Genomic DNA, 13,694 nt, shown 5'->3' with positions numbered 1-13,694 from the left:
GGCCCCCTGAACTGCCACTGACCAGCGCGCCCAGGCTACACGGCACGCCCAGTGGTGAACGCCAACTACTCATGCACTTGCGAGGACTATCAACATGGCCCGTTTCGAACTGCAAAAACTCTACATTGACGGCGGCTACACCGACGCCGGCAGCGACGCCACCTTCGATGCCATCAACCCGGCCAACGGTGAAGTCCTCGCTCAAGTGCAACGTGCGACTAAAGAAGACGTCGAGCGCGCTGTCGTCAGCGCCGAAAAAGGCCAGAAGATCTGGGCCGCGATGACCGCCATGGAGCGTTCGCGCATCCTGCGTCGCGCCGTGGACATCCTGCGCGAGCGCAACGATGAACTGGCTGCCCTGGAAACCCTGGACACCGGCAAGGCCTACTCCGAAACCAAGTATGTCGACATCGTCACCGGCGCCGACGTGCTGGAATACTACGCGGGCCTGGTACCGGCCATCGAAGGCGAGCAGATCCCGCTGCGCACCACTTCGTTCGTCTACACCCGTCGCGAGCCGCTGGGCGTCGTGGCCGGTATCGGCGCGTGGAACTACCCGATCCAGATCGCCCTGTGGAAATCCGCGCCAGCCCTGGCGGCCGGTAACGCGATGATCTTCAAGCCAAGCGAAGTCACTTCGCTGACCACCCTGAAACTGGCCGAGATCTACACCGAAGCCGGCGTTCCGGCTGGCGTGTTCAACGTCCTGACCGGTAGCGGCCGCGAAGTCGGCACCTGGCTGACCGAACACCCGCGCATCGAGAAAGTCTCCTTCACCGGCGGCACCGACACCGGCAAGAAGGTCATGGCCAGCGCTTCCAGCTCCTCGCTGAAAGACGTGACCATGGAACTGGGCGGCAAGTCGCCGCTGATCATCTTCGACGACGCCGACCTGGATCGCGCCGCCGACACCGCGATGATGGCCAACTTCTACAGCTCCGGCCAGGTATGCACCAACGGTACCCGCGTCTTCGTACCGAGCCACCTGAAAGCCGCTTTCGAAGCCAAGATCGTCGAGCGCGTCGCACGCATTCGCGTTGGCAACCCGGAAGACGAAAACACCAACTTCGGCCCGCTGGTCAGCTTCGCCCACATGGAAAGCGTGCTGGGCTACATCGCCAAGGGCAAGGAAGAAGGCGCCCGCCTGCTGTGCGGCGGCGAACGCCTGACCGACGGCGCATTCGCCAAAGGCGCTTTCGTGGCGCCGACCGTGTTCACCGACTGCACCGACGAGATGACCATCGTTCGCGAAGAAATCTTCGGCCCGGTGATGAGCATCCTGACCTACGAAACCGAAGAAGAAGTGATCCGTCGCGCCAACGACACCGACTTCGGCCTGGCCGCCGGTGTGGTAACCCGTGACCTGAACCGCGCGCACCGCGTGATTCATCAGCTCGAAGCCGGTATCTGCTGGATCAACGCCTGGGGCGAATCCGACGCCAAGATGCCGGTCGGCGGCTACAAGCAGTCGGGTGTTGGCCGTGAGAACGGGATCAGCTCGCTGAACAACTTCACCCGCATCAAATCGGTACAGGTCGAGCTGGGCGACTACGCCTCGGTGTTCTAAGGCGAAATTCGCTTCGCCTGCGAGGCCGCCTTCGCGGGCAAGCCTCGCTCCTACAGAAGCACGCAAATCTCCTGTAGGAGCGGAGCTTGCCCGCGATCGAGTGCTCAGCACTCGCCATGGCCAGACCTGACCAACTCCAAAGAGGGTGCATTCAATGTCCCAAGAATACGATTACATCATCATCGGTGCCGGCTCCGCCGGTAACACCCTGGCGACCCGTCTGACTGAAGACGAAGGCGTCACCGTGCTGCTGCTCGAAGCCGGCGGCCCGGACTACCGTTTCGACTTCCGCACGCAGATGCCGGCCGCCCTGGCATTCCCGCTGCAAGGCCGTCGCTACAACTGGGCCTACGAGACCGATCCAGAGCCACACATGAACGGTCGCCGGATGGAATGCGGCCGCGGCAAGGGCCTGGGCGGCTCCTCGCTGATCAACGGCATGTGCTACATCCGCGGCAACGCCATGGACTACGACGGCTGGGCAAAACTGCCAGGCCTGGAAGACTGGACCTACCTGGACTGCCTGCCGTACTTCCGTAAAGCCGAAACCCGCGACATCGGCCCGAACGACTACCACGGCGGCGAAGGCCCGGTCAGCGTGACCACGCCGAAAGCCGGCAACAACCCGCTGTTCCACGCCATGGTCGAAGCCGGCGTGCAGGCCGGTTACCCGCGCACCGAAGACCTCAACGGCTACCAGCAGGAAGGTTTCGGCCCGATGGACCGTACCGTGACGCCTAAAGGCCGTCGCGCCAGTACCGCCCGCGGTTACCTCGACGTGGCGAAAAAACGTTCGACCCTGAGCATCGTCACCCACGCCCTGACCGACAAGATCCTGTTCGAAGGCAAGCGTGCCGTTGGCGTGCGTTACCTGGTCGGCTCCGCCGAAGAGCGCGTCGAAGCCCGTGCCCGCAAGGAAGTGCTGCTGTGCTCCGGCGCCATCGCCTCGCCACAGATCCTGCAACGTTCCGGCGTCGGCCCGGCCAAGCTCCTGGAAAGCCTGGACATCCCGGTGGTCCACGACCTGCCGGGCGTTGGTGAAAACCTGCAAGACCACCTGGAACTGTACCTGCAGTACGCCTGCACCCAGCCGGTCTCGCTGTACCCGTCGCTGCTCTGGTACAACCAGCCGGCCATCGGTGCCGAATGGCTGTTCAACGGCACCGGTATCGGCGCCAGCAACCAGTTCGAAGCCGGCGGCTTCATCCGCACTCGCGAAGAGTTCGAATGGCCGAACATCCAGTACCACTTCCTGCCGGTGGCGATTAACTACAACGGCAGCAACGGTGTGCAGGAGCACGGTTTCCAGGCGCACATGGGTTCCATGCGTTCGCCAAGCCGCGGCCGGATCCAGCTCAAGTCGAAGAACCCGCGCGACTACCCGAGCATCCTCTTCAACTACATGGCCACCGAGCAGGACTGGCAGGAATTCCGCGACGGCATCCGCCTGACCCGGGAAATCATGCAACAGCCGGCGCTGGACGCCTTCCGCGGCCGCGAAATCAGCCCGGGCATCGAGGTGCAGACCGACGAGCAGCTGGATAAATTCATCCGCGAGCACGCCGAAACCGCGTTCCACCCATCCTGCTCGTGCAAGATGGGCACCGATGAAATGGCCGTGGTCGATGGCCAGGGTCGCGTACATGGCATGCAGGGTCTGCGCGTGGTCGATGCCTCGATCATGCCGATCATCACCACCGGCAACCTGAACGCGCCGACGATCATGATGGCCGAGAAAATCGCCGACAAGATCCGTGGCCGCCAGCCACTGCCGCGCAGCAAGGCCGCCTACTACGTGGCGGGCGATGCCCCGGTACGTGGCAAGCCGGTACGTGAAGTGAGCGCTACCGCGCAGTAACTTCGAACGGCGCCGATCGCAACGATCGGCGCCTTTTTGCTGTATCCGGCCTGTAGCCGCTGCCGCAGGTTCGGGCCGCGTTCGGACGATCGGCGGCGCAGCCGACGTAAACCAGCCACCACGATTCACCAGGCAAGAACCCGATTGCCGAATCACAGCCCTTGGCCACGACTACAGTTCTCCAACATTTCCCTGCGCCTCCCTGCTTGATACCGCCCACCGCACGGGCCTAATCTAGGCGCTCGCAGCATTCCCCAGCACCTTTTCCGACCTGGCTTCCAAGCCCTTCGGGCTTTATCGCGAGCAATCGAGCGTCGACCGGCTGCTCCTACAGAAAACCCCTGGCCCGACGCCCGCTTGCTCTCGATAAGGCCTGCAACAGCCAGACTGTTCACATGGAGGTTCCTCAGATGTTCGATTTCCACCCCCAGCTCAAGCAGCGCTTCGCTGCCTTGCGCACGGGCGCCGAATTCTTTTCCCTGCGCTACGTGCGCGAATCCGGCCAGTACCTGTCGGTGCGCAAGAACGTCGCGGAGCCGCCGAGCCTGAGCCGCGACGAAGGCGCGATGCTCACCGTGCGGGTCAATGGCGTCGAGGCTTACGCCGCCACCAACGACCTGTCGCAAAGCGGTCTGCAGGCCGCGCTGCAACGCGCCGAGCAACAGGCCCGGCTGATCGCCGCCCATGCCCTGCTCGACCTGCGCGAACAGGCGGTGTCCAGCGACCGCGGCGACTACTTCTCGCCCAACCTCGACCAACCCTTTCCCTCCCTGAGCGACTGCTACCAGTTGCTCGGCGACGAGTCCGCGTCCGTGCCCAAGGATGAGCGCCTGGTGAACTGGCAGGTCAGCCTCGGCCTCACCCACGTCGAGCAGATCTACCTCAACAGCGCCGGCGCCGAACTGCGCCAGGCCCAGCGCTTCGTCTACCCGGGCATGGACGTCACCGCCTACGACGGCAGCGACAGCCAGACCCGCAGCCTGGGTCGCGAGAACTTCGGCCAGCAGGGCGGCGCCGACGTGATCAGCCGCTGCGGGCTGATCGGCGCCGGAGCCCAGGTCGCCGACCAGGCGCTGCAATTGCTGCTGGCGCCCAATACGCCCCAGGGCCCGCGCGACCTGTTGCTGATGCCGGACCAGATGATGCTGCAGATCCACGAATCCATCGGCCACCCGCTGGAGCTGGACCGTATCCTCGGCGACGAGCGCAACTACGCCGGCACCAGCTTCGTGAAAAGCAGCGACTTCGGCAGCCTGCAATATGGCTCCAGCCTGCTCAACGTGACCTTCGACCCGGACATTCCCGAGCAGTTGGCCAGCTACGGCCATGACGACGACGGCACGCCCGCCAGCAAGCAGTTCCTGATCAAGCAGGGCCTGCTGCTGCGCCCGCTGGGCGGCGCGCTCTCGCAATTTCGCGCCAGCCTCGACGGCGTGGCCAACAGCCGCGCCTGCAGCTGGAACCGCCCGCCCATCGACCGCATGGCCAACCTCAATATCGAGCCCGGCGACCAGCCGCTGGCGCAACTGATCGGCGGTATCGAGAACGGCATCCTGATGTCCACCAACCGTTCCTGGTCCATCGACGATGCGCGCAACAAGTTCCAGTTCGGCTGTGAATGGGGCCAGTTGATCGAGAACGGCGAACTCAAGGGCGTGGTGAAAAACCCCAACTACCGGGCGATTTCCGCGCACTTCTGGAAAAACCTCAGCGCCGTCGGCGACGCCAGCACCTTCAAGGTCCTGGGCACGCCGAACTGCGGCAAGGGCGAACCGAACCAGGTGATCCGCGTCGGCCATGCCTCGCCGGCCTGTGTGTTCAGCCATGTCGATGTATTTGGAGGAGATGCCTGATGAGTACGTCCCTGAATCAGGCCGAGCAGTTCAAGGCTTTGGTGGACTGGCTGCGCGATGCCGTGCGCGAGCCCGAACAGTTCACCCTGAGCTACGCCGCCGAGTCTTCGCAGTTCATCCGTTTCAACCACGCCAAGGTGCGCCAGGCCGGGCAAGTGCAGCAGGCCAGCCTCGGCTTCAAGCTGATCGACGACGGGCGCCATGCCGACCTCGAGATCACCCTCGCCGGCGACCCGCAGGTCGATATCCAGCGCCTGGCCGAAGGCCTGCAACAGTTGCGCGAGACCCTGCCGCTGCTGCCCCGGGACCCGTACCTGCTGCTCAACCCCGATGCCTGGAACACCCACAATGTGCAGGAGCACCCGCTGCCCAGCAGCGAGCAGGTGGTGGCCGAAATCGGCCAGGCCGCCGCCGGGCTGGACCTGGTGGGGTTCTATGCGGCAGGTCCCATCAGCCGTGGTTTTGCCAGTTCCTTGGGAGCCTTTGGCTGGCACCAGGCCAACAGCTTCAACTTCGATTTCAGCCTGTTCCACGAAAATGGCCAGGCCGTCAAAGCCAGCTACGCCGGGCACGAATGGAGCAGCCAAGGCTTCGCCCAGCGCTTCCAGCAGGCCCGGGAACAGCTGGCGTTTCTCGGACGACCGTTGCGCACCCTGGCGCCCGGGCAGTATCGCGCCTACCTGGCGCCGGCGGCCCTGGAAGAAATCATGGGCATGCTGAGCTGGGGCGGGTTTTCCGCACAGTCCATCGCCAGCAAGCACAGCCCGCTGCAAAAGCTCTATGCCGGCGATGCCAGCCTGAGTCCCCTGGTGTCGCTGGACGAGCAGGTCAGCGGCTCGTTGAGCCCGGCATTTTCCGATGAAGGCTACCCGCGCAGCGACCTGTCGCTGATCGCCGGCGGCGTCGCCCAAGGGCAACTGATCAACTCGCGCAGCGCCGCCGAATACAGCCTGGCCACCAATGGTGCCGGCAGCGGCGAATACCCCAGCGCGTTGAACATGGCGCCCGGGCAGTTGTCGCAGCAGGAGATTCTCAAGCAACTGGGCACCGGCCTGTACATCAGCAACCTGTGGTACCTGAACTACTCGGACCAGCCGGCGGCGCGCCTGACCGGCATGACCCGCTTCGCTACCTTCTGGGTGGAGAACGGCGAGATCCAGGCTCCGGTCAGCACCATGCGTTTCGATGACAGCGTCTACAGCCTGCTGGGTTCGCACCTGGAAGGCCTGACCCGGGAGCGCGAGCTGCTGCTGTCGGCCAGTACCTACAGCCAGCGCCAGACCGCCTCGGCGCAACTGCCGGGCGCACTGGTGAGCCGGCTGACGTTGACCTTGTAACCGCTGTCGCACGCAAATCTCGCTCCTACGGGATGGCGTCTGTAGGAGCGAGGCTTGCCCGCGATGCGGTTGCAGGGGGGATAGGTGTTCACAACAAGAAAGAGGTCCCATGCCCAACCGTGCCGAACTTGACGCCACCACCGCCCGCTGGCTGCCGTGGGTGGTGGCCATCGCCTTTTTCATGCAATCCCTCGACGGGACCATCCTCAATACCGCCCTGCCGGCCATGGCCCGCGACCTGGCGGAAGATCCGTTGCGCATGCAGGGCGTGGTCATCGCCTACATGCTCACCGTGGCGCTGCTGATCCCGGCTTCCGGCTGGATCGCCGACCGTTTCGGCACCAAGAAGATCTTCTTCGGCGCCATCCTGCTGTTCAGCATCGGCTCGTTGCTCTGTGCCCTGTCCAACTCCCTGAGCATGCTGGTCGGCGCCCGGGTGATCCAGGGCCTGGGCGGCGCCCTGATGCTGCCCGTCGGCCGGCTGGTGGTGCTGCGCGCCTACCCGCGCTCGGAACTGGTGCGGATCATGGGTTTCATCACCATTCCCGGGCTGCTCGGCCCGCTGATCGGCCCGACCATGGGCGGCTGGATGGTGCAGTACCTGACCTGGCACTGGATCTTCCTGATCAACCTGCCGGTGGGCGCGATCGGCTGTTATGCCGTTTGGAAGTTCATTCCCGACCTGCGCGGCAGCGAGCGCACGCGTTTCGACGGCCTGGGCTTTTTGCTGTTCGGCGCGGCGATGGTGCTGATCACCATCGCCATGGAAGGCCTGGGCGAACTGCACCTGCCGCACCTGCGGGTGATGTTGCTGCTGTTCGGCGGCCTGGCCTGCCTCGCGGCCTACTGGCTGCGGGCCGGGCATATCGACAACCCGCTGTTCGCGCCTTCGCTGTTCAAGGTGCGGACCTTTGCCGTAGGCATCCTCGGCAACCTGTTCGCCCGCCTCGGCAGCGGCGCCCTGCCGTTCCTGGTGCCCTTGCTGCTGCAAGTGGCCCTCGGTTATTCACCGTCCCAGGCCGGGATGAGCATGCTGCCGCTGGCCGCCGCGGCGATGCTCGCCAAGTCCATCGCCCGCCCGCTGATCGAACGCCTGGGCTACCGCATCGTCCTCACCGGCAACACCCTGGCGCTGGGGATCATGCTCGCCAGCATGGGTCTAGTGACGGAACAGACGCCCTACCCGCTGCTACTGGGCATGCTGGCGGTGCTGGGGGCGATCAACTCGCTGCAGTTCACGGCGATGAACACCGTGACCCTGATCGACCTCGACGACGCTTCCGCCAGCAGCGGCAACAGCCTGCTGTCGGTGGTGGCGCAACTGTCCCTGAGCCTGGGGGTAGCCTGCGCCGGCGCGCTGCTCGGCGGCTTCACCGCCGAAGTCGGCAACGATGGCGTGAACACCGTGCTCGGCGCCTTCCAGCTGACCTTCCTCACGGTGGGGATCATGGCAATGCTGGCGGCGGCGATCTTCCTGCAGCTGTCGCCCAAGGACGGCCGACGGGCGAAGAAGGTCCAGGAGCATATCGAGCACTGAGCCGCATCGGATAAAACATGCAGCTCGATTGACGTCGGCTGCGCCGCCGATCGCAGCCTTCGGCAGCGGCAACAGGAGCGAGCGATCGCTCGCTCGTCCAGAAATTGCAGGTAAAGGGAGCGGGACTGATACACTGCGCGACATTTTGTTTTGCAGGCCCGTCCCGTGACCACCATTGCCACCGCTTTTAATACTTTGCCGCTGTCCGCCGCCATGCTGGCTAACCTCGACTCACTCGGTTATGCCCAGATGACGCCGGTCCAGGCGCAAAGCTTGCCGGTGATCCTCAAGGGGATGGACCTGATCGCCCAGGCCAAGACCGGCAGCGGCAAGACCGCCGCGTTCGGCATCGGCCTGCTGAACCCGATCAATCCGCGCTACTTCGGTTGCCAGGCCCTGGTGATCTGCCCGACCCGCGAGCTGGCCGACCAGGTGGCCAAGGAAATCCGCCGCCTGGCCCGCGCCGAAGACAACATCAAGGTCCTGACCCTGTGCGGCGGCGTGTCCTTCGGCCCGCAGATCGCCTCGCTGGAACACGGCGCGCACATCATCGTCGGCACCCCGGGCCGCCTGTCCCAGCACCTGCGCAAGGGCTCGCTGAAACTCGACGGCCTCAACACCCTGGTCCTCGACGAAGCCGACCGCATGCTGGACATGGGCTTCTACGACCCGATCGAAGAAATCATCGCCTACACCCCCGAGCGCCGGCAGACCCTGCTGTTCTCCGCCACCTACCCGGTGGGCATCAAGCAGCTGGCCTCGAAGTTCATGCGCGACCCGCAGCAGGTGAAGGCCGAAGCCCTGCACGCCGACAGCCAGATCGAACAGCGTTTCTACGAGATCTCGCCGGAAGAACGCATCGACGCGGTGGTCAAGGTGCTGAACCACTTCCGTCCAGAGTCCTGCGTGGCCTTCTGCTTCACCAAGCAGCAGGTCCAGGAAACCGTCGACCACCTGACCGCCAAGGGCATGTCCGCGGTGGGCCTGCACGGCGACCTGGAACAGCGCGACCGCGACCAGGTATTGGCGATGTTCGCCAACCGCAGCACCTCGGTGCTGGTGGCCACCGATGTGGCCGCCCGCGGCCTGGACATCGATGCCCTGGACATGGTGATCAACGTCGAGCTGGCGCGGGATTCGGAAATCCACATCCACCGCGTCGGGCGCACCGGCCGCGCCGGCGAGAAGGGCCTCGCGGTCAGCCTGGTGGCGCCGTCCGAGGCGCACCGCGCCCAGGCCATCGAGCAATTGCAGAAGTCGCCCTTGAACTGGGAACAGATCGACAGCCTGAAGTCCCAGGGCGGCGGCCCGCTGCTGCCGGCCATGAGCACCCTGTGCATCGGCGCCGGGCGCAAGGACAAAGTGCGTCCGGGCGACATCCTCGGCGCCCTGACCGGTGAAGCCGGCATCCCCGGCACCCAGGTCGGCAAGATCGCGATCTTCGACTTCCAGGCCTATGTCGCCGTGGACCGCGGCATCGCCAAGCAGGCCCTGCAACGCCTGAACAGCGGCAAGATCAAGGGCCGTTCGCTGCGCGTGCGCATCCTGTAATACCACCGCGGCCAATGCCTGCTCTCCTGTAGGAGCGAGGCTTGCCCGCGATCAAGGCACCGCGGTCTGCCAGGTACAACCGCATCATCGTTCATCGCGGGCAAGCCTCGCTCCTACGGGAACGGGGTTGCCTCGACACTTGTGTGAGGACACCGTTTTGCGCTCTACCGAAGTCGTGATCATTGGCGCTGGCGCCGCAGGGTTGATGTGCGCGCTGACCGCGGCCGGCCGTGGCCGCCAGGTGCTGCTGCTGGACCACGCCAACAAGGCCGGCAAGAAGATCCTCATGTCCGGCGGCGGGCGCTGCAACTTCACCAATATGTACACCGAGCCGGGCAATTTCCTCTCGCACAACCCGCATTTCTGCAAGTCGGCCCTGGCCCGCTACACCCAGTGGGATTTCATCGGCCTGGTGGCCAAGCACGGCGTGCCGTACCACGAGAAAAAACTCGGCCAGCTGTTCTGCGACAACAAGTCCAGCGACATCCTCGGCATGCTGCTCGACGAGTGCGACCAGGTCGGCGTCCAGCTGCACCTGGACACCTCGATCCAGCAGATCGAGAAGCTCGACAGCGGCTACCTGCTGGAAACCACCCTCGGCCAGCTCCAGTGCCAATCCCTGGTGATCGCCACCGGCGGCCTGTCGATTCCGACCCTGGGCGCCACCGGCTTCGGCTATCAGGTGGCCAAGCAGTTCGGCCACGAGCTGCTACCGACCCGCGCGGGCCTGGTGCCGTTCACCATCACCGACCAGCTCAAGGAGCTGTGCGGCGAGCTATCCGGTACCTCGGTGGACTGCCTGGTGAGCTGCAACGACATGAGCTTTCGCGAGAACATCCTGTTCACCCACCGAGGCCTGAGCGGTCCGGCGATCCTGCAGATTTCCTCGTTCTGGGAATCCGGCGACACGGTGGAGATCAACCTGCTGCCGGACCACGACGCCGCAAGCTGGCTGCAACAGCAACAGGCCGAACGCCCGAACAGCGAGCTGAAGACCCTGCTCGGCGAGATCTTCACCAAGAAGATGGCCGGCCTGCTGGCGGACAACTGGTTCGTCTCCAAGCCGATGAAGCAGTACACCCACGCCGAACTGGCGCAGATCGCCGAGCAACTGGCGTGCTGGAAAGTGGTCCCGGCCGGCACCGAGGGTTATCGCACCGCCGAAGTGACCCTGGGCGGCGTCGACACTCGCGAGGTATCGTCCAAGACCATGGAGTCGCTGAAGAGCCCGGGGCTGTATTTCATCGGCGAGGTGCTGGACGTCACCGGCCACCTGGGCGGCTTCAACTTCCAGTGGGCCTGGGCCTCCGGCTACGCGGCCGCGCAGTACGTCTGATCCGCCGGCATTCGCCTGGCCTGTAGCCGCTGCCCCAGGAGCCGCAGAACCGGCCACTGCGGTGGGACAGGCCGAACACGGTCGCCTGTTATGCGGCCGCTGCGCGCCCGATCGCAGCCTCGCGGGGCTCGGCAGCGGCTACAAGGCTTCCCCGTATCCTGTAGCCGCTGCCGCAGGCTGCGATAGATCCGCAGGACCTCGGGGGTGCCAGATCGCTGCGCCCCTTCGGGTCGATCGCAGCCTTCGGCAGCGGCTACAGGTACCGATGAACATCAGCGGGAACAGAATTTGCTGTCGGATGTGACGACCCCATTGCGCGGTCGTCAATACTGGCTCAATTTAGCGGCATCGCCCCGGAAGGCTTTCTCACTTCATGTCATCGACCAGCTTTCGTCAGTCACTGCGGCGCCTTTGGGCGCTGGATAAATTCAGCTACAGCGTGCGGGTGTTCATCGCTCTGACCGGGAGCATGGCGCTGTGCTGGTACCAGGACGAAATGGCCTTGCTGATTCCCTTGTTCCTGGGGATTATCGCCAGCGCCCTGGCCGAGACCGACGACAGCTGGCAAGGCCGGATCAATGCCCTGGCCGTGACCCTGGTGTGTTTCAGCGTCGCTGCCCTTTCCGTCGAACTGTTGTTCCCCTACCCCTGGATCTTCGTCATCGCCCTGGCGCTTGCCAGCTTCGGCCTGACCATGCTCGGCGCCCTGGGCGAACGTTATGGGGCGATTGCCTCGGCGACCCTGATCCTGTCGGTCTACACCATGATCGGCGTGGACCAGCGCGGCGGCGCCGTCACCGACTTCTGGCACGAACCGCTGCTGTTGGTGGCCGGTGCCGCCTGGTACGGCCTGCTGTCGGTACTCTGGCAGGCGATGTTTTCCAACCAGCCGGTGCAGCAGAGCCTGGCGCGCCTGTTCCGCGAGCTGGGCTATTACCTCAAGCTCAAGTCGTCGCTGTTCGAGCCAATCCGCCAACTGGACGTGGAAGCACGCCGGCTGGAACTGGCGCAGCAGAACGGCCGGGTAGTGGCGGCCCTGAACGCCGCCAAGGAAATCATCCTGCACCGGGTCGGCAACGGCCGGCCGGGCTCCAAAGTCAGCCGCTACCTGAAGCTGTACTTCCTCGCCCAGGACATCCACGAACGCGCCAGCTCGTCCCACTACCCCTACAACGCCCTGGCCGATGCGTTCTTCCACAGCGACGTACTGTTCCGCTGCCAACGCCTGCTGCGCCAGCAGGGCAAGGCTTGCCGGGCCCTGGGCGAATCCATCCAGTTGCGCCAGCCCTTCGTCTACGACGCCAGCTTCGCCGAAGCCCTGAGCGACCTGCACGCCTCCCTGGAACACCTGCGCATCCAGAGCAACCCGGCCTGGCGCGGCCTGCTGCGTTCGCTGCGGGCGCTGGCCGCCAACCTCGGCACCCTCGACCGCCTGCTCAGTGACGCCAGCAACCCCGACGCCCTGGCCGACGCCACCGACAGCAGCCTGCTGGACCGTTCGCCGCGCAACCTCAAGGACGTCTGGACCCGCCTGCGCACCCAGCTGACCCCGACGTCGCTGCTGTTTCGCCACGCCCTGCGCCTGCCCCTGGCCCTGAGCATCGGCTACGGCATGGTGCACCTGATCCACCCCTCCCAGGGTTACTGGATCATCCTCACCACCCTGTTCGTCTGCCAGCCGAACTATGGCGCCACGCGGCGCAAACTGGGCCAGCGGATCATCGGCACCGCCATCGGCCTGGTGGTCGCCTGGGCGCTGTTCGACCTGTTCCCCAGCCCGCTGGTGCAGTCACTGTTCGCGATTGCCGCCGGGGTGGTGTTCTTTACCAACCGCACCACCCGCTACACCCTGGCCACCGGCGCCATCACCATCATGGTGCTGTTCTGCTTCAACCAGGTGGGCGACGGCTACGGGCTGTTGCTGCCACGCCTGTTCGATACCCTGCTGGGCAGCCTGATCGCCGGCCTGGCGGTGTTCCTGTTCCTGCCGGACTGGCAGGGCCGACGCCTGAATAAGGTGCTGGCCAATACCCTGACCTGCAACAGCATCTACCTGCGGCAGATCATGCAGCAGTACGCGGCCGGCAAGAGCGATGACCTGGCTTACCGCCTGGCCCGGCGCAACGCCCACAACGCCGACGCGGCGCTGTCCACCACCCTGGCCAACATGCTGATGGAGCCTGGGCACTTTCGTAAGGAAGCGGACGTCGGCTTTCGCTTCCTGGTGCTCTCGCACACCCTGCTCAGTTACCTCTCCGGCCTCGGCGCGCATCGGGAAACCCAGCTGCCGGCGGAAGTCCGCGAGCACCTGATCGGCGGGGCCGGGATCAGCCTGGCCAGCAGCATCGATGAAATCGCCCAGGGCCTGGCGAGCAAGCAGCCGGTGGCGATCCAGAGCGATGCCGAAGAGGCCCTGGCCAATGAGCTGGAGCAGATGCCGGACGAGATCGATGAAGGCCAGCGGCTGGTGCAGACCCAACTGGCGCTGATCTGCCGCCAACTGGGCCCCTTGCGGACCCTGGCGGCGCATCTGATCAAGGCGGCCTAAGAGCAGCTGCAAGCTTCAAGCTGCAAGACGGGTGCGGACTGCCTTGCTTGTAGCTTGTAGCTTGTAGCTTGTAGCTTGTAGCTTGTAGCTTGTAGCTTGCCGCTGCC

Annotated in this window: 8 protein-coding genes; all 8 read left to right on the top strand. The window is 64.9% G+C overall.

The features are described 5' to 3' along the window. Positions 1–94: 94 nt before the first annotated feature. Positions 95–1,567, top strand: a complete 1,473-nt coding sequence (gene betB, locus AC07Y9_RS16740) for a betaine-aldehyde dehydrogenase (RefSeq protein ID WP_007925976.1) — start codon at positions 95–97, stop codon at positions 1,565–1,567. A gap of 154 nt (positions 1,568–1,721) precedes the next feature. Beyond that, positions 1,722–3,425 carry a choline dehydrogenase gene (gene betA, locus AC07Y9_RS16735; RefSeq protein ID WP_053262939.1) on the top strand — a complete coding sequence of 568 codons (1,704 nt, stop codon included), beginning with the start codon at positions 1,722–1,724 and terminating at the stop codon, positions 3,423–3,425. 410 nt (positions 3,426–3,835) lie between these two features. Continuing rightward, a complete protein-coding gene (locus AC07Y9_RS16730) occupies positions 3,836–5,278 on the top strand; it encodes a TldD/PmbA family protein (RefSeq protein WP_102679130.1) in 1,443 nt (480 codons plus the stop codon). Continuing rightward, positions 5,278–6,615 carry a TldD/PmbA family protein gene (locus AC07Y9_RS16725; RefSeq protein ID WP_102679129.1) on the top strand — a complete coding sequence of 446 codons (1,338 nt, stop codon included), beginning with the start codon at positions 5,278–5,280 and terminating at the stop codon, positions 6,613–6,615. Before AC07Y9_RS16730 ends, AC07Y9_RS16725 begins: the two co-directional genes overlap by 1 nt. A gap of 16 nt (positions 6,616–6,631) precedes the next feature. Further along, positions 6,632–8,152: a multidrug transporter subunit MdtD gene (gene mdtD, locus AC07Y9_RS16720; protein ID WP_371858187.1), complete on the top strand. Its 1,521-nt coding sequence runs from the start codon at positions 6,632–6,634 to the stop codon at positions 8,150–8,152. Positions 8,153–8,365: 213 nt separating this feature from the next. Continuing rightward, positions 8,366–9,703, top strand: coding sequence for an ATP-dependent RNA helicase DbpA (gene dbpA / locus AC07Y9_RS16715; protein WP_238437657.1), 1,338 nt, complete (start codon positions 8,366–8,368; stop codon positions 9,701–9,703). Positions 9,704–9,860: 157 nt separating this feature from the next. Next, complete coding sequence (locus AC07Y9_RS16710) at positions 9,861–11,039, top strand: BaiN/RdsA family NAD(P)/FAD-dependent oxidoreductase (RefSeq protein ID WP_087089506.1); 1,179 nt, start codon at positions 9,861–9,863, stop codon at positions 11,037–11,039. Positions 11,040–11,412: 373 nt separating this feature from the next. Beyond that, positions 11,413–13,587, top strand: coding sequence for a YccS family putative transporter (gene yccS / locus AC07Y9_RS16705; RefSeq protein ID WP_102679127.1), 2,175 nt, complete (start codon positions 11,413–11,415; stop codon positions 13,585–13,587). The last annotated feature ends 107 nt before the right edge of the window (positions 13,588–13,694 follow it).

This window comes from Pseudomonas sp. GW456-L12, from assembly GCF_059424045.1.
The sequence above is the reverse complement of the archived record's forward strand: the minus strand, read 5'-3'. Positions and strand labels throughout refer to the sequence as shown.